The organism is Streptomyces sp. NPDC046977 (assembly GCF_040644455.1).
Lineage (GTDB): Bacteria > Actinomycetota > Actinomycetes > Streptomycetales > Streptomycetaceae > Actinacidiphila.
The window spans coordinates 88,463-103,433 of sequence record NZ_JBEYWO010000027.1 but is presented as its reverse complement, the minus strand read 5'-3'; the positions used below and the strand labels follow the sequence as shown (position 1 = coordinate 103,433).

Annotated in this window: 17 protein-coding genes; 7 read left to right on the top strand and 10 right to left on the bottom strand. The window is 71.2% G+C overall.

Translation table 11 applies throughout. The annotated features are described in order from the left end of the window. Window positions 1–66: 66 nt before the first annotated feature. Window positions 67–756, bottom strand: coding sequence for a response regulator transcription factor (locus ABZ883_RS32685; RefSeq protein WP_360912644.1), 690 nt, complete (start codon window positions 754–756; stop codon window positions 67–69). Window positions 757–909: 153 nt separating this feature from the next. Between ABZ883_RS32685 and ABZ883_RS32680 the strand changes: the two genes are divergently transcribed. Then, window positions 910–1,815, top strand: a complete 906-nt coding sequence (locus ABZ883_RS32680; RefSeq protein ID WP_360912642.1) for a DUF3152 domain-containing protein — start codon at window positions 910–912, stop codon at window positions 1,813–1,815. A gap of 212 nt (window positions 1,816–2,027) precedes the next feature. Next, window positions 2,028–2,480 carry a MarR family winged helix-turn-helix transcriptional regulator gene (locus ABZ883_RS32675; protein WP_360912640.1) on the top strand — a complete coding sequence of 151 codons (453 nt, stop codon included), beginning with the start codon at window positions 2,028–2,030 and terminating at the stop codon, window positions 2,478–2,480. Between the two features lie 9 nt (window positions 2,481–2,489). On the opposite strand, the gene ABZ883_RS32670 is transcribed toward ABZ883_RS32675, so the two are convergent. Together ABZ883_RS32670 and ABZ883_RS32665 are read right to left on the bottom strand one after the other, a co-directional pair. Next, entirely contained in the window at window positions 2,490–2,906 is a 417-nt protein-coding gene (locus ABZ883_RS32670) for a hypothetical protein (protein WP_360912638.1), read from the bottom strand. Continuing rightward, a complete protein-coding gene (locus ABZ883_RS32665; protein ID WP_360912635.1) occupies window positions 2,869–3,855 on the bottom strand; it encodes a nitrilase-related carbon-nitrogen hydrolase in 987 nt (328 codons plus the stop codon). The genes ABZ883_RS32670 and ABZ883_RS32665 overlap by 38 nt, the downstream gene beginning before the upstream one ends. A 259-nt stretch (window positions 3,856–4,114) precedes the next feature. Here ABZ883_RS32665 and ABZ883_RS32660 point away from each other — a divergent pair, with 259 nt between their 5' ends. Continuing rightward, complete coding sequence (locus tag ABZ883_RS32660) at window positions 4,115–4,813, top strand: hypothetical protein (protein ID WP_360912633.1); 699 nt, start codon at window positions 4,115–4,117, stop codon at window positions 4,811–4,813. Window positions 4,814–4,892: 79 nt separating this feature from the next. Here the strand turns inward: ABZ883_RS32660 and ABZ883_RS32655 are convergent, their stop codons facing one another. From ABZ883_RS32655 to ABZ883_RS32635, 5 genes are all read right to left on the bottom strand, one after another. After that, entirely contained in the window at window positions 4,893–5,798 is a 906-nt protein-coding gene (locus ABZ883_RS32655) for an NAD(P)H-binding protein (RefSeq protein ID WP_360912631.1), read from the bottom strand. Beyond that, window positions 5,798–6,214: a hypothetical protein gene (locus ABZ883_RS32650; protein ID WP_360912629.1), complete on the bottom strand. Its 417-nt coding sequence runs from the start codon at window positions 6,212–6,214 to the stop codon at window positions 5,798–5,800. Before ABZ883_RS32650 ends, ABZ883_RS32655 begins: the two co-directional genes overlap by 1 nt. 181 nt (window positions 6,215–6,395) lie before the next feature. Then, window positions 6,396–7,598 carry an ABC transporter permease gene (locus ABZ883_RS32645; RefSeq protein WP_360912627.1) on the bottom strand — a complete coding sequence of 401 codons (1,203 nt, stop codon included), beginning with the start codon at window positions 7,596–7,598 and terminating at the stop codon, window positions 6,396–6,398. Then, the gene (locus ABZ883_RS32640; RefSeq protein WP_360912625.1) at window positions 7,595–8,296 is read right to left on the bottom strand and encodes an ABC transporter ATP-binding protein; all 702 of its coding nucleotides are present in this window, start codon (window positions 8,294–8,296) and stop codon (window positions 7,595–7,597) included. Before ABZ883_RS32640 ends, ABZ883_RS32645 begins: the two co-directional genes overlap by 4 nt. Then, the gene (locus ABZ883_RS32635; protein WP_360912623.1) at window positions 8,293–9,411 is read right to left on the bottom strand and encodes a peptidoglycan-binding domain-containing protein; all 1,119 of its coding nucleotides are present in this window, start codon (window positions 9,409–9,411) and stop codon (window positions 8,293–8,295) included. The genes ABZ883_RS32640 and ABZ883_RS32635 overlap by 4 nt, the downstream gene beginning before the upstream one ends. 516 nt (window positions 9,412–9,927) lie before the next feature. On the opposite strand from ABZ883_RS32635, the gene ABZ883_RS32630 reads away from it, so the two are divergent. The 4 genes from ABZ883_RS32630 to ABZ883_RS32615 all read left to right on the top strand — a co-directional run bounded on the left by ABZ883_RS32630 (window position 9,928) and on the right by ABZ883_RS32615 (window position 13,054). Beyond that, window positions 9,928–10,290: a hypothetical protein gene (locus ABZ883_RS32630; RefSeq protein WP_360912621.1), complete on the top strand. Its 363-nt coding sequence runs from the start codon at window positions 9,928–9,930 to the stop codon at window positions 10,288–10,290. A gap of 126 nt (window positions 10,291–10,416) precedes the next feature. Next, window positions 10,417–11,028, top strand: a complete 612-nt coding sequence (locus ABZ883_RS32625) for an RNA polymerase sigma factor (protein ID WP_360912619.1) — start codon at window positions 10,417–10,419, stop codon at window positions 11,026–11,028. Beyond that, window positions 11,025–11,660 carry a hypothetical protein gene (locus tag ABZ883_RS32620; protein WP_360912617.1) on the top strand — a complete coding sequence of 212 codons (636 nt, stop codon included), beginning with the start codon at window positions 11,025–11,027 and terminating at the stop codon, window positions 11,658–11,660. Before ABZ883_RS32625 ends, ABZ883_RS32620 begins: the two co-directional genes overlap by 4 nt. Window positions 11,661–11,809: 149 nt before the next feature. After that, entirely contained in the window at window positions 11,810–13,054 is a 1,245-nt protein-coding gene (locus ABZ883_RS32615; protein ID WP_360912615.1) for an alpha/beta fold hydrolase, read from the top strand. 30 nt (window positions 13,055–13,084) lie between these two features. Here the strand turns inward: ABZ883_RS32615 and ABZ883_RS32610 are convergent, their stop codons facing one another. After that, window positions 13,085–13,903, bottom strand: a complete 819-nt coding sequence (locus ABZ883_RS32610) for a helix-turn-helix transcriptional regulator (RefSeq protein WP_360912613.1) — start codon at window positions 13,901–13,903, stop codon at window positions 13,085–13,087. Window positions 13,904–14,022: 119 nt separating this feature from the next. Beyond that, on the bottom strand, window positions 14,023–14,898 hold the full coding sequence (locus ABZ883_RS32605; protein ID WP_360912611.1) for an NAD(P)-dependent oxidoreductase: 876 nt from the start codon (window positions 14,896–14,898) through the stop codon (window positions 14,023–14,025). Between the last annotated feature and the right edge of the window lie 73 nt (window positions 14,899–14,971).

Below are 14,971 nucleotides of genomic sequence, written 5' to 3'. Positions count from 1 at the left end.
TCGGCCGGGGAACGGGCTCGCCGGCGGCCGTGGCGGCCTCGTGGGCCCGTACGGATCTCCTGCCGCTCACGGGGAGACGAACCGGTAGCCGAAGCCGCGGACGGTCTGGATGTACTGGGGATCCCCGCCCAGCTCGCCCAGCTTGTTGCGCAGCCGCTTCACACAGGCGTCCACGAGCCGTATGTCGCCGTGGTAGCTGTGCTCCCAGACGGCTTCCAGCAGTTGCTGGCGGCTGAAGACCTGGCCGGGCGAGGCCGACAGGGTGAGCAGCAGCCGGAGTTCGGAGGGGGCGAGCGCGACGGGGGCGCCGTGGTGCGTCACCACGAGCCCGGCCCGGTCGATGACCAGTGCGCCGTGCGACTCCGCCCTGGGGCGGATGCCGTCGGCGACCGACGGGTCCTGCCGGCGCAGCACGGCCCGTATTCGGGCGTCGAGCACCCGGGCCTGCACGGGCTTGACCACGTAGTCGTCGGCGCCGGCCTCCAGGCCCACGACCACGTCGATGTCGTCCCCCTTGGCGGTCACCATGATGATCGGCACCTGGTCGCGGTCCCTGATCCGCCGGCACACGTCAAGACCGGACATGCCGGGCAGCATGAGGTCGAGCACCACCACGTCGGGCCGGAAGGGGCGGAGCTGCTCCAGCCCCTCTTCGCCCGTACCGGCGGCCACGACGTGATGGCCCTGGTGCCGCAGCGCCAATTGCACGGCATTGCGGACATCCGGGTCGTCTTCGACAATAAGGACTCGCGACACCTCGACAGTGTACGCAGACCGTATTCGGTGATCGGCCCGTGAAGAGCCCCTCCCGGGGCCTGTTACAGAAGGGTCATAAGGAGAGCTGTCCGTTATCTTCTTGTGACTTTCCGAACCTATGGCGATCATCTGAAATGACCAGTTTGAGCTGCCATGTATTCGGCACGAGAGCGGGAATCCGCACCGCCCACCGAGGGCGCGGCCGTCCACCGCAGTCGCCCGCAGAGCGACTCCGGGCGCGGCGGGCGCCGCCGGACGTCCCATCGCCGCCGTCCGCACCGCCGGGCCGGACGCTGGCTGATCCCGGTCCTGGCGGCCGCCGGCCTGCTCGGCTCCGCCATCTTCCTCCTCGACGGCGGGCGGAGCGACGCGTCCAGCAGTACGCAGCCCCCGAGGCACGTGACGCACCTCACCCACGCGCCCGCGCCCCGTCCGAGCCCGACGCCCACGCCGACGCCCATCCCGACACCTACCGAGATCGACGTCCCGGCGACGGGCAGCGGCACGTTCACCACCGCGCGCGCCAGTGGTGACAAGGTCGGCCGCGGTGCGCATCTGATCCGCTACGCGGTGCAGGTCGAGACCGGGCTCGACATCTCCCCCGACGACGCGGCGCGGGAGATCGCGCAGATACTCGCCGCTCCCAGGGGCTGGACCCACAGCGGCAACAACTCGTTCCGGCCGGCGGGCGCGGGGGAGTCGTACGACCTCATGATCAAGATAGCCACACCGGGGACGGCGGACGCCCTGTGCTGGGCGGGCATCCACCAGAGCACCCACGGCGAGTACAACTGCGAGATCCCCGGCGGGGTGGTGGTGAACCTCAAGCGCTGGGTGAAGGGCTCGCCCACCTTCGACGGACCGATCCACGAGTACCGGGCGCTGATCATCAACCACGAGATGGGCCACTCCCTGGGCCTCACGCACATGACCTGCGGCGGCCCCGGCCAACTGGCCCCCGTCATGATGCAGCAGATCAAGGGGCTGAACGGTTGCGTCGCCAACGCCTGGCCGTACGACAAGAACGGTCACTACGTCTCCGGGCCGCACGTGCCGTAGAGGCCGCCCCGGCCTCCGCGACGGGCCGGGACCGTCGACCCGGCTCGAGCCAGGGGATGAGCAGCAGCTCCCGACGCTTCCGCGGGATGCGATGAGGTCGTGGAAGGCGTGCCCGGTGCGGGGCAATACGCCCGGACCGGCAGGCATCGCCCGCTGTTTCACGTGTGCGAGCATTTGCTCGTATCGTGGGAGGGACGAGTTTGGAGGGGACGATGACCGCCACGCCGACGGACGACGACGTTCCGTGCAACAGCCTGGCCCTGCGCAAAGCGGCGCGGTACCTCGGCGCGACCTACGACAAGGCCCTGGCCCCGGTGGGCCTGCGCGGCACGCAGTTCAGCATCCTGCAGAAGCTCAGCGTGCTCGGCGAGATGACGATCACCGGCCTCGCCGACGTGATCGCCATGGACCGTACGACGATGGCCTCGAACCTCAAGCCGCTGGTCCGGGAGGGCCTGGTCAGCGTCGAGCCCTCGCCGGCCGACCGCCGGGCGCGGATCGTCACGCTCACGCCCGACGGCCTGTCCCGGGTGAAGGCGGCACTGCCGCTGTGGAGAGAGGTGCAGACCCGGTTCGAGGAGAGCTTCGGCGGCACCGAGGCCGCCCAGCTGCGCAGCGCCCTCGAAGCCGTCCTCCGCACCGGTTTCACCCCCTGGGCCGAGTAGGGACGGGGCTCAGGACTCGTCGGCGAGGAAGTGCTCCGCGAGGGGTGTGCCGGCGAACTTCCGGTGCATCTCGCGGGAGAAGAGCAGCATCGCGTTGCGCGGCCGGTGGTTGACGACGAGCTTCTCGCACTCGCCCGCGGAGTTCCGGGCGACCGTGACGACGACGTGGAGGGGCTCGCCCTTCACCTGGGTGCGGTACTCCTCGATGAAGCCGTTGTCGCCGTAGTCGCCGGTGTGCGCGAAGTCCTGGAACTCGCAGAGTTCGCGGGCGGCCGTCACCACCGCATGCACGGCCTCCGGGCCCCGGACCGGGCCGTTGTCGATGAACGAGCCCTGGCTGACGTGGTGTACCTCCTCGAGGACGGGGTGATGGGGTTCTGGGCGCGGTTCACTGGCCGGCGGTGTCCGCCCGGGCGCCGCGCTCATGGAGGGGCGCCATCGGTGCGCGGTCGATCCGCAGGCTGAGGAGTTCCGGGCGCGCGTAGTGGCCGCGGGCGTCCATGAGGCGCTTGCGCCGGTCGATCATCGTGAAGTCCAGGTCCGCGATCACTTCGCCCTCTCCCGAGGTGAGCGGTTCGCCGACCATGCGGCCCTCGGGGTCGACGATGGCGGTGAACCAGCCGTGGGAGAAGGCGCCGACGGGGCCGCCGGTGTCCTCGGCGAGCTTGGCCCTCTGGTCGTCGTCGAGCCACGCGGTGGCGTTGACCACGAAGCAGGCCGATTCCAGCGCGTGCTGCCTGATGGCGACCTCCATCTGGTCGGCGAAGTCCTCGCCGCCCAGGCCGCCGGGGAACATTGCCGCGTGGATCTGCTCGCCGTCGGCGATCAACGCGTAGCGCGCCAGCGGCTGGTAGTGCTCCCAGCAGGCGAGCTGGCCTACGCGGCCTACGGCGGTGTCCACCGCGCGCAGGCCCGAGGCGTCGCCCTGGCCCCAGACCATCTTCTCGTGGTACGTCGGCGTGAGCTTGCGGCGACGCTGGACCAGTGCGCCGTCCGCGTCGAACAGCAACTGCGTGTTGTAGAGGGAGCCGCCGTCACGCTCGTTGACGCCGATGGAGACCACCATGCCGTTCTGCCGCGCGGCCTCCCCGATCGCGTCGGTCTCGGGGGACGGCACGATGACCGACTCGTTCAGCAGGAGCAGTTGGTCGCTGCCGATCGTGTAGGGCGGCTTCACCCACGAGAAGTAGGGGTAGTACGGGACCAGGGTCTCCGGGAAGACCGCGAACTCGACTCCCTGCTTGCCCAGTTCGTGGATCTTCCGCACGACGCGCGCGACGGTGCCCGCGCGGCTGTAGAGCACCGGGCTGATCTGGACTGCGGCGACCTTCACGGTCATGGTGGACTCCTTGTCCTGGTGCGTGCTGGTCGGCACGTTCGGTGGGTTGCGGGCCGGCCGAGCGGTCGGCGGCGCGGCGATGTGGGGACCCGGCGGACCTCGCCGGTCTCGGTACGAGCATATGCACCTATTTTGAGGAGCGGCAAGGTGGGTCATGTCACCGGCCGTTGTGCGGATGCGTGGCCGCGGACCCTTCCGTTTGGCATATACGCGCATATGCTCGTATGTCGAGGCGGCGGACTGCCGTCTCGGCAGTCCGCACGGCGCGGCTGCTGTTCGAGCAAAGGAGATCTCGATGTCCGTCAGGAACCTCAAGAGCAAGGTGCTCGCCGCGGCGGCCACCATGGCCGTCGCTGCCGGATTCTCGGCGGCGGGAACGGTGTCCGCGAGCGCGGCCACCCCGGAGTGCGGCGGCGGATGCATCCAGATCTACAGCGCCGCGTTCGGTACGGCCGAGCACCCCCGCCTGGTCGAGACCGTGTACCGGGGGGTGGCGAGGGTGGGCCGGCCCACCGCGCTGCGCCACGTCAGCACGTCCAGCCCGGCCGGGGACATCGTCGGCCATCGCGCGGGCCCGGTGTCCGACTTCTACAAGGACGGCCTGGTGTCCGCGGAGGTGAACCGGCACTACGGCAAACTGCGCGCGGTGGAGGTCGAGTACGCGCCGCACGGCAAACGCACCGGCCTCTGTGCGGGCCTGGCGCACACCGCCCACCAGGGCGAGGGCCTCACCCTGCAGAAGTGCGACACCCCCGGCAGGACCGTCTGGATCATCGACACGGCCGACTCGCCGGCGACCGCTTCCCAGGGGCACTTTCCGCTGGTCAGCGGTGCCACCGCCGACTTCACCCACCCCTACGCGATGACCGTCGCACGCGGCAGCCACGGCCACCGCGGTCACCGCACCGCCGTACCCCTGCAGATCCAGGTCGCCCGGCTGATGGGCAATCCCTCCCACGTGCCTGCCGGCCAGCTCTGGGGAACGACGAAGTAGCCGTACCCCGGCAGACGTCCGGCCTGCTTCAAGGCGTCTGAAGCAGGCCGGACATGGGTGTGGGCGGGGCCGCGGCCGCTCAGCCCAGGTAGAAGTCCTTCCGGGCGGCCACGAACGCCTCGATCGACTGGGGAGGGATGCCGGTCACCTGCTCGACACCGTCGGAGGTGCGGTCGTAGCGGTTCTCCCGGTGCAGTCGTCCCATGGTGGCGATGTGACGCTCGATGTGCTGCGGCAGGCCCGCCTTGGCCAGGACTTCGGTTTCCCACCGCTCCTGCGGCACATCCACGTAGGACACCGTGCGGCCCAGCGCACGCGAGAACTCCGCGGCGAGCTCGTGCATGTCGACCGACCGCGGACCGGTGAGTTCGCGGACCTGACCGATGTGCGGAGCCGGATCGCGCAGCACGGTCGCCACGACCCGGGCGACGTCGTCCATGGCCACCGGTGAGGTGCGCCCGGCGCCGAACGGCAGCGCGATGGTGCCGTTCTGCTGGATCGTCCGCGCCGCGAGCGCGGTGAACAGCGGGTTGTCCAGGAACGAGGTCGGCCGGATGTGGACCACGGGCAGGCCCGACCAGTCCAGCACCTGCTCGGCCAGCCAGTGCAGCCGCTGCTGGTGGGACTCGCCGGTGCTGGTGGCCGTCATCTGCGACACCGTCATCTGCGAGAGGTCGACCAGGGCGTCCAGTCCTCCGTACTCCCGTGCCACCGAGGCCACCACGGTGGCCGCCAGGAGGTGATCGGGCGACACCCGCATCGCGAAGTACATGCGCGACACGCCTTCGAGCGCGGCCGCCACGGTCTCGGGCCGGGTCAGATCGCCGATGACGATCTCCGCCCCGAGTTCCCGCAGTGCGGCCGAACGCTCGTCCTCGCGCCGGACCATGACACGCACCGCCAGGTCGTGGGCGCGCACATGGTCGAAGACCACGCGGCTCACGCCGCCGGCGCCGGGCAGGAGCACACGATGGCCGGCGGTCATCAGACGGCCTCGTCTGCGAGGAAGTGCCCGGCGAGCGGGGTGCCGGCGAACTTCTCGTGCATCAGACGGGAGAAGCGCAGCAGCGCACTGCGCGGCCGGTGGAGGACCGCGAGGTCCTGGGCCTGCCCGGCGGCGTTGCGGACCACCGTGACGACGACCTTCAGCGGCTCGCCCTGGACCGAGGCGTCGTAGATCTCGAGGAAGCCGTCGTCGCCGAAGTCGCCGGTGAAGCCGAAGTCCTGGAACTCGTACAGCTCGCGGGCCTTGACCACGATGGCGCGCACGGCGTCCGCGCCACGCGCGGTGCCGTTCATCGCCGCGCCTTCGAGGGTGGCGTCGGCGGCCAGGTTGTCGAGCCACCACGGGTAGTAGCTCAGCCCCTGGGTGGCGGCGTTTCCGCTGTCCGGATCGGGCATGTCCAGTCTCCTTCGGAGGTCGGTCGGGGGCCGCCGCGCGGGTCGCGGGCAGCCTCGGTTGATGATTATGAGCATATGCTCCTATTGGAAGTGTGGGCAAACACCGTCGACGGGGCCGTGGACGCCGGGCTCCGGCGGCGCTCCGCGGGGTCTCCGGGGAGCGCCGTCCGGCGCCTGGGCGTCAGGTGGAGCTGAGCGCCTCGGTCGGGGAGAGCCTGCTGGCGCGGACGGCGGGGTAGAGGCCGGCCAGGCCGCCGATGACCTGTGTGGCGGCGAAGGCCGCCGCCAGGGTCCACAGGGGGATCACCGAGGGCCAGTGCTGCGAGACGGCGAAGCCCGAGGTCGCCGCCGCGCCCAGGAGGATGCCCCCGCCGCCGCCGAGGCCGGACAGCAGGAGCGATTCGGACAGGAACTGCAGGCGGATCTGCCCCCTGGTCGCGCCCAGGGCGCGCCGCAGGCCGATCTCGGACCGCCGCTCCAGCACCGAGATGACCATGGTGTTGGCCACTCCCACCCCGCCGACCAGCAGCGCGACCGCGCCGAGGGCGAGCAGCAGGGCGCCGAACGTCCTGTCGCCGGCCTCTTTCGCCGCCAGAGCGTCGGAAGGCCGGGAGACGGAGACCTCGAACGGGTTCTCGGGGTTGGCGGTCCGGGCGAGTACGTTGCGGACCGCCTCGACCTGGTCGTCGAGGGCGCGGGTGTAGACGGTGGTGGGGTGCCCGTCGAAGCCGAGCCGCTGCTGGGCGTCGGGCCAGCCCACCAGCACCGCGGTGTCGAGTTCGGGGGCGAGCGTGACCGGGTCGAGGATGCCGATGACGCTGTACCGGCTGCCGGCGACGAAGATCTGGATCCCGGCGTCGGGGGCGGCGAGGCCGAGCCGCCGCGCGGCCACGGAGCCGAGCACCGCGGCCGGGTACCGGGACGTCGCCGCGTTGAGCCAGGTCCCGGAGCGGACGGTGGCCCCGACCGTTCCCGGCAGATCGGTGCGCGCCGCGTACAGGGCCAGCCCGCCGCTCTCCTGCGGGGGCACCTTGTCGGAACGGTAGACCTTGGCGCCCTCGATCCGGCCGACCGCGGAGACGCCGGTCACCGGACCGATCCGCCCGATCATCCCCACGGCCTGCTCGGGGAGGCTGCTCTGCTGCCCCTCGAGACCCTGTCCCGGCTGGACGGTGAGGAGGTTGGTGCCCAGCTGCGCCAGCATCCGGTCCAGGCCGGCTCGCGACGAGGCCGAAATGGCCACCACGGCCACCATCGCCGCGATGCCGATGGCGATGCCGAGCGCGGACAGGAACGCCCGCAGCGGTCTGGTGCGCAGGCCCACGCTGCCGACGCGGACCACGTCCCGCGGCCGCATCCGGGCGGGGCGCAGGAGTGTGCTCATGTCCGTGCCTCCGCAGGCGCCCGCCCCGGCCCGCCGTCCAGGACGATCCGGCCGTCGCGCATGCGGACCTGGCGCGGCATGCTCCGGGCGATGTCCTGGTCGTGGGTGATGACGACGATCGTGGTTCCGCTCCGGTGCAGTTCCGTGAGCAGTGCGAGTACGGCCTCCCCGGACGCGGTGTCGAGATTTCCCGTGGGTTCGTCGGCGAGCAGCAGGGCGGGGTCGCCCATCACGGCGCGGGCGATGGCCACGCGCTGCCGTTCGCCGCCGGACATCTGCTGCGGCCGGTGGCCGAGCCGGTGGCCCAGGCCCACCCGGTGCAGCGCGGCCTCGGCCATCCGGCGGCGGCGTGCCGTGCCGACCCCCGCGTACAGCAGCCCGTCACTGACGTTGTCCACGGCGGACAGCCCCGGCGCGAGATGGAACTGCTGGAAGACGAAGCCGATACGGCGGGCCCGCAGCGCAGACAACTGCCGGTCCGGCAGCCGCCGTACGTCGTGCCCGTCGATCTCGACCCGTCCGCGGGTCGGGCGGTCCAGGGCGCCCAGCAGATGCAGCATGGTCGACTTCCCCGAGCCGGACGGCCCGACGACGGCCAGCAGTTCCCCGCGGCCGACCGTCAGGGACACCTCGTCCACGGCGGTGACGTCCCCGGGGTACACCTTGGTGACCCGCTCCAGGCGGACCATGGGGGTCATTGCGGCACCCCGACCCTGGATCCGGCCCTGATGCCGGGACCGGAGACCTCCACCTTGCCGGAGGCGAACATCCCGGTGGTGACCGGCACATACGTCGATGCGGTGCCGTCCACGACCTGCAGGCCGTACCCGCCGTCGGCCAGTGCCACCAGGGCCTCCACCGGAACCGCCAGGACGTTGCGGTGCACCAGGGCGGTGAACGTCACCTCCACGCCCGCGCCGTCGAACGGTGCGGCGGCCCGCTGCGCCCCGGCACCGGACAGCGCGACCAGGACCTGCACGGTCGGTTCCCCGGCGGGTCCCGCGTCCGCCCCGCCCGGGTCGGCACCCGCACCCGTGCCGCCGTCCGCGGCCGCACCGGACGCGGCCATCGCCACGGTCGCCGGCACCGTCGAGCCGTCGGGCAGCGTCACCTTGATCCTGCTGCCGGGGACGGCCAGCGGCTTGTCGGCGAGCTTCAGCTGCGTGCGCACCGTACGGGTGGTGTCGGTGGCGGCCATCACCTGCTGTCCGGCGACCGCCGCGTCACCGGTGGAGACCTTCTCGTCGCTCACGCGGGAAGGCCCGGGCAGGAACACCACCTGTCCCAGGGCCACGGCGCCGGTCACCTTCTGCGCGGTGTCCTTCTGCCACCGCCGGACGGCGGCCTCGGTCTTGGCCGAGAACGCGGTGTCCACCGTGAAGTCGCCGTAGCCGAGACCGGCGAGGTTCTGCTCCAGCTCCAGCACGTCGTCCCCCACCACGCCGGGCTTCAGCTCCCGGTAGGCAGGCAGGAGCCCGTACAGCAGGGTCACCGGGCGGTCGTCCACGGCGAAGAGCCGCTGCCCCCGGGTGACGGTCGCCCCGACGGCGGGCAGCGCGGTGTACGTTCCCGCGAGCCGGTTGCTGACCTGGACCGGGTGGGCGAAGCCCAGCGTCCCGGGTGCTGTCGCGGTCTGCGTCAGGGTCTGCCGGGTCACCACGGCGGTGGCGACCGCGAGCTTCCGGGAGGGCGCCGGCGCCCGGTTCCCGGCGTGCAGGCCGACGACCGCCACCGCGACCGCCGCGCCGGCCACCACCACCGCGACGGCCACCAGCAGGGGCCCCCGGCTCCGCGGCTGCGAGCGCCTACCCACCGGACCGTCCCGACGGCTCGCTGCGGCGGCCGCCGGCCGCCGTGGCGCTGTGCCTCATGTGCTGCTCCTCATACCTGTCCTCATGGCCCGTTCACGCCGTACTGCCACCGGGGCCCGGGCGCCTTGCAGTGGTGTGCGTCACAACGACGCCCGTCGGCGCCGTGTGAGGCGCGTCACGGGAAGGGGCCGCCGTCGGGCGGCAGTACGAGTTGCCGAGCAGCCGCTCGCGCCGGACCCGGACACGAGGAAGACGAGGAAGACAGAGCCTTGAGACGTCGTACATCACTGACGGTGGCCTGCACAGTGAGCGTGGGCATCGCGGCCCTGGCCGCGTGCGCGAGCGGCCCGTCCGTGGACAGCGCCGACCGGACCATTCCCACTGCCCAGGTGGCGGCCCCGTCCGCGCCCGGCACCGCCACTGCGCCGGCCCCGAGCACTTCAGCCCCATCGGACCCTTCAGCCGTCCCGACCTTCGAGGACCGGAGCGAGGCGACGGGCACGAAATACGCGCGGTGCATGCGGAGCAACGGCGTCGACATCCCGGATCCGGCCACTCCGGAGTTCACCGTCGACTACCCGCCGACCGCCAAGGGCAAGGCGGCCTTCCGCGCCTGCTCACCGTTCCTGCCGGAGAAGTTCCACGCCCAGCTCCCCACCGCCGAGGAACTGGAACAGGACTTCGCGTTCGCCAAGTGCATGCGCGCGGCGGGACTGACGGACTACCCCGACCCGGACGGCAAGTACGGCGGCGAGGTCATCGACACCCGCTCCCAGTGGTTCCACCACCCGCGGCTCGAGGACATCAACAAGAAGTGCCACAGGGCCTACCCCCTGGCCGGGAGGGCGAGCGGACCGCGCGACTTCGGCCCGATGGGCTGAGTCCGGGGTGACCGGCCCCGAGCGGGCGGACGTACGGTGAGCTCCACGACGCACCGCCTCGCGGGGACGAACCGCGTGTGAGCCACATCACGGGAAGGGGTGCTGTCCGGCGAGGCAGAGATGGGTATGGACGACGATTTCCGGGCTCGGATACGGGCGGGTGACGAGGGCGCTTTCGGTGTGCTGTTCCGAGAGCACGCCACCTCGGTCTACAACTACTGCTTCCGTCTGACGGGCGACTGGGCGGCGGCGGACGACTGCACGTCGCTGGTGTTCCTCGAGGCATGGCGATCGCGGGCGAAAGTGGACCGGCACGGCGGGACCCTGCTGCCCTGGCTGCTGGGTGTCGCGACCCGCGTCGTCCACCGGCACCGACGGGTGGCCTGGAGGAATCAGCGGCTGATGAGGCGGCTGCCGGCGACCCAGCTGGTGCCGGATCTCGCCGACGAGGTGGTGGGCCGGCTGGACGACCAGGACCGGATCGCCGCGGCCATGGAGGTCGTCAACCGCCTGTCACGGGCCGACAGGGACGTCCTGGCCCTGTGCGTGTGGGGCGGGCTGGACTACGAGGGCGCGGCCGAGGCCCTGGGCGTGCCCGTCGGCACTGTCGGTTCCCGGCTGTCGCGGGCGCGACGCCGCCTGGAGAAACTCGCGGAGAAGAACACCGGCCCGGCCAGAGCGGCCGGAGCCGGCGACCGGGCGGACGTGGTCCTGCTGAACGAGAGGAAGACGCGATGAACAGGGACGTGGACCACGACGACCTCCAGGCACTGCGCCGGATGTTCCCGGCCCCCGCGGAACGGGACTTCCCGCCCGGCCGCCGTCGCCAGCACGAGGAACACCTGATGACCAGTTGGCTGCGGCTGTCCCGTGGGGCGAGCACGCCGCGCCGGCTCCTCGTCCGCATCGCGACGCCCCTCGCCGTGGCCGCGGCAGCGGTCGGGGCGTTCACCGCCTTCCAGCTGTCCACCACCGTCTCGGCCGACCGCACACCCCGCGTCACGGTGTCCCGCGGCGTCTCCCCCCGACCGGCCGACAGCCCGCTCACCAACATCAGCACCGCCGCCTACACCCTGGACCGCGAGCAGGACGACGCCGTCAGGATCACCGTCCGCGCCGGTGCCGCGCGGACGGCCGACGCCGCCCAACTGCAAAAGGACCTGGCGGCGATGGGCCTGCGGACCTGGGTCACCCGGGGCCGTACGCAGACCTCCTCGCCCATCACCTACACCCTCGCCATGCGGGACAGGAACGGGAACTTTGTCGCCGTCCTCTCCCGCACGGTCCTCAGCCGGAACGGGGAGACGGTCGTGTTCTCCCACACGGCCGATGACGCGGACGCCCTGACCGTCACGCTCGGTGGCGCCTGACGTCGGTGCCGTACCCGGGCTGACCTGCGGCCTTTCGCATCTGCGAAAGGCCGCCCCCGGCACTAGGCTGGACTGGATACGCCATCCCCGCGCCGGGTGGTGGGTCCCATCGATCCGGGCTCGGCGAAGCTGCCACCCCGGGAGCTGTCGTGCGCCATCTGCTCTTCGCCCAGGACGAGAACTTCTGGTTCGAAACGCTCCGTTCGCTCGGGCACATCGCCTATGGCGGTGCCGACTTCGGAGAAGTGGAGGCCACCGCCGAGCGGATCCGCCCCGGGGCCTACGACAGTTGGTTCGACGAGTGGTACGCCACGGCGGAACGCATCCGTGCGCTCGCCGACGAGGCCCGTGCCCAGGGACACGTGAACACCGCGCGGGACAGCTACCTGCGCGCCTCCAACTACTACCGCACGGCCGAGTTCTTCCTGCACGGAAATCCCGCGGATCCCCGGATCCTGATGACCTACGACAAGGCCGTCGACGCGTTCCACGACTTCGCCGAACTGAGTGGGACCACCCTCGCACGCGTGGACATCCCCTTCGAGGGCGCGACGCTCCACGGCTACTTCTATCCCAGCCCGCTCCCGGGCGAGCAGCCGGTCGTGGTCATGCACAACGGCTTCGACGGGACCGCGGAGGAGATGCACTTCTTCGGCGCGGTCGCCGCCCAGGAGCGCGGGTACCACGTGCTGACCTTCGACGGACCGGGCCAGCCCGGCGCGCGCCAGCACCAGGGGCTCCTCTTCCGCCCCGACTGGGAGAACGTCGTCGGCCCGGTCCTCGACCACCTCTCCGGCCTGCCGGACGTGGACACCGACCGGGTGGCCCTGCTCGGCGTCAGCCTCGGTGGCGAACTCTGCCTCCGCGCTGCCGCGTTCGAGCCGCGCATCAAGGCCGTCATGGCCGTGGACGGGGTCTACGACTTCAGCCGGCTGATGCTCCGCTTCCTCGAAGGAGACCCCGAGAAGGTGCGGGCGGCACTGCGGGCACCGGAGGCTCCGGAGATCGACGAGCAACTCGCCGCGGCCGCCGATTCGAGCCCCACCGCGCGCTGGGCCATCACCCACGGCATGTACGTCATGGGCGGCGAAACACCACGCCAGTACGCCGCACGCACCCTGGACTTCAACCTGCGCGACGGCGTGGCGGAGCGGATCGGCTGCCCCGTGCTGATCTGCGAGGCCGAGGACGACCTCTTCTTCAAGGGGCAACCCGAGGAAGTGTTCGGCCACCTGACGGCACCCGACAAGACGCTGCTGCGGCTCACCGACGCGGAAGGAGCCGGAGCGCACTGCCATGTGGGCGGGCAGCGGTACGCCTTCGGCAAGATCCTCGACTGGCTCGCCGACCGGGTCCCTGTGGCGGAGCCCTCACCGTCCGCCCTCCCCGCCTGAGGGCCGGGCCCAAATGGCGTTCCTGACGGCTCAGGGCAGGCTGGGACTCTTGAGCAGGGCGAGTTTCTCCGCGGACGGGCTGCCCGGCTCCGCATGGAAGACGACGATGAGCTGACCGTGAGTCCCCGCGACCGTGAGCCGCTCGTACTGCAGAGTCATCCCACCCACGGTCGGGTGGTTCATCCGGGCCACGCCGGCGCCTTCCGGACTGACGTCGTGGCGGGTCCACAGGCGCTGGAACTCCGGGCTCTTGGTCGACAGTTCGTCCACCAGCTCCACGACTCGTACGTCTTCCAGCTGTGTCCCTACCAATGCGCGGAGGCCGGCCACGGCGCGGATGCTCATGTCGTCCCAGTCGAGGTAGAGGCGCCGTACGTCCGGGTCGAGGAACGCGGCGCGGATCACGTTCACGCCGGGCAGGAAGATCGGAGACATGGCGATGGCCAATGGATTGGATGCGAGGACATCCATGTACCGATTGAAGACGATCACGGGCGTCCCCGCCCACCACGTCGCGATCAGTTGCCGGATTCCGGGACTGACGCGATCCGGTTCCGCAGGCCTGCGGTCTCGCGGCGGGGGGCCGGCCAGCGCGTGCAGGTAGTCGGTGGCGGGACCGTCGAGCTGCAAAACCCGCGCCAGAGCGTTCAGAACGTGAGGAGATGGATTCTGGTCACGTCCTTGCTCGAGTCGCAAGTAGTAATCACTGCTGATACCGGCGAGCAGCGCGAGTTCCTCCCGGCGCAGGCCCGGCACCCGACGCCTTCCACCCGACGGAAGACCGACATCCTCGGGCCGGACGATCTCGCGGCGGGCGCGCAGATAGTCGCCGAATTGCTTGCCACCCATGAATGACACGGTACGTCGTCGACCCGCGAACAGGAGGATCGGGCGTGGCTCCGGTCGGGGCCGGGGTGCCCGGGCGGCCGACGAGGGACGCCACACGGTCTGCCCGACGTGCGGTGCGGTCAGTGGGAGGCGGCCGGGGCGGGGCCGGTCGAGGCGGCGACGATGCGTGCCGCTCCGGGGAGGCCGCGTGCTCCTTCCACCGCGCGGGCGGTGATGTCGGGGACGCTGTGTCCCAGGGCCCGGACGGCGTCGTCGAAGATGTCCATGTCGATGAGCTGCAGTGTGGTCAGGTGTTCGGCGTTGTCGGTGGTGACGGCTCCGCCGAGAGCCTGCAGGGCGAAGCTCGAACCAGTGCCGGAGCACAGGAGGTCGACCAGGGCCGCGATGTCCAGGTGCAGGTCCTGGGCCAGGCCGAGGATGTCCTGGACGTTGCGCTGGTTCATCATCAGCAGGGTGTTGTTCATGAGCTTGCCCAGCTGACCGGCGCCTGAGGGTCCCATGTGGGTGACCTTCCTGGAGAAGGTCTCGAAGACCGGACGGCACTGTTCGACGATCTGTGCGTCGCCGCCGACCATGGTGGTCAGCTGTCGGGCGACCGCGCCGGCGTTGCCGCCGCTGACCGGCGCGTCCAGGACGTGAATGCCCTTGGCCGCCGCCATGCCGGTCATCTCGCCGGCGAACTGGGGCAGGCCGGTGCCGTGGTTGACGATGACAGAGCCGGGCTTCATGCCGGCGAGCAGGCCGCCGTCGGTGAGGACCTCCCGGATGTCGGAGTCCTCACGCAGGCACAGCCCGACGATGTCACTGGCCGCACCGAGTTCGGCGACGCTGGTGTGGACGGTGCAGGGCAGACCGTCGAGTGCGTCGAGCGAGTTGCTGCGACGGGCCCAGACCTGGAGCGGGTAGCCGGAGTCGGCGATCGCGCGGGCCATGGGCGCGCCCTGGTCGCCCAGGCCGATCCATCCGATGTTCGGCTGCGGGTGATGGTTCGTCACGTGGATCTCTCTGTGGTGGTGTGTCGCTGCCCCACCCGCCGCCGGCGCAGTCGGCGAGGGCCTTGAACGGAAC

What these genes read in the sequence shown, in the direction of transcription:
- ABZ883_RS32680 (WP_360912642.1), top strand. Translation starts at nt 910, where the DNA reads ATGTATTCGGCACGAGAGCGGGAATCCGCACCGCCCACCGAGGGCGCG.
- ABZ883_RS32675 (WP_360912640.1), top strand. Translation starts at nt 2,028, where the DNA reads ATGACCGCCACGCCGACGGACGACGACGTTCCGTGCAACAGCCTGGCC.
- ABZ883_RS32670 (WP_360912638.1), bottom strand. Translation starts at nt 2,906, where the DNA reads ATGAGCGCGGCGCCCGGGCGGACACCGCCGGCCAGTGAACCGCGCCCA.
- ABZ883_RS32660 (WP_360912633.1), top strand. Translation starts at nt 4,115, where the DNA reads ATGTCCGTCAGGAACCTCAAGAGCAAGGTGCTCGCCGCGGCGGCCACC.
- ABZ883_RS32655 (WP_360912631.1), bottom strand. Translation starts at nt 5,798, where the DNA reads ATGACCGCCGGCCATCGTGTGCTCCTGCCCGGCGCCGGCGGCGTGAGC.
- ABZ883_RS32650 (WP_360912629.1), bottom strand. Translation starts at nt 6,214, where the DNA reads ATGCCCGATCCGGACAGCGGAAACGCCGCCACCCAGGGGCTGAGCTAC.
- ABZ883_RS32645 (WP_360912627.1), bottom strand. Translation starts at nt 7,598, where the DNA reads ATGAGCACACTCCTGCGCCCCGCCCGGATGCGGCCGCGGGACGTGGTC.
- ABZ883_RS32640 (WP_360912625.1), bottom strand. Translation starts at nt 8,296, where the DNA reads ATGACCCCCATGGTCCGCCTGGAGCGGGTCACCAAGGTGTACCCCGGG.
- ABZ883_RS32630 (WP_360912621.1), top strand. Translation starts at nt 9,928, where the DNA reads ATGCGGAGCAACGGCGTCGACATCCCGGATCCGGCCACTCCGGAGTTC.
- ABZ883_RS32625 (WP_360912619.1), top strand. Translation starts at nt 10,417, where the DNA reads ATGGACGACGATTTCCGGGCTCGGATACGGGCGGGTGACGAGGGCGCT.
- ABZ883_RS32620 (WP_360912617.1), top strand. Translation starts at nt 11,025, where the DNA reads ATGAACAGGGACGTGGACCACGACGACCTCCAGGCACTGCGCCGGATG.
- ABZ883_RS32610 (WP_360912613.1), bottom strand. Translation starts at nt 13,903, where the DNA reads ATGGGTGGCAAGCAATTCGGCGACTATCTGCGCGCCCGCCGCGAGATC.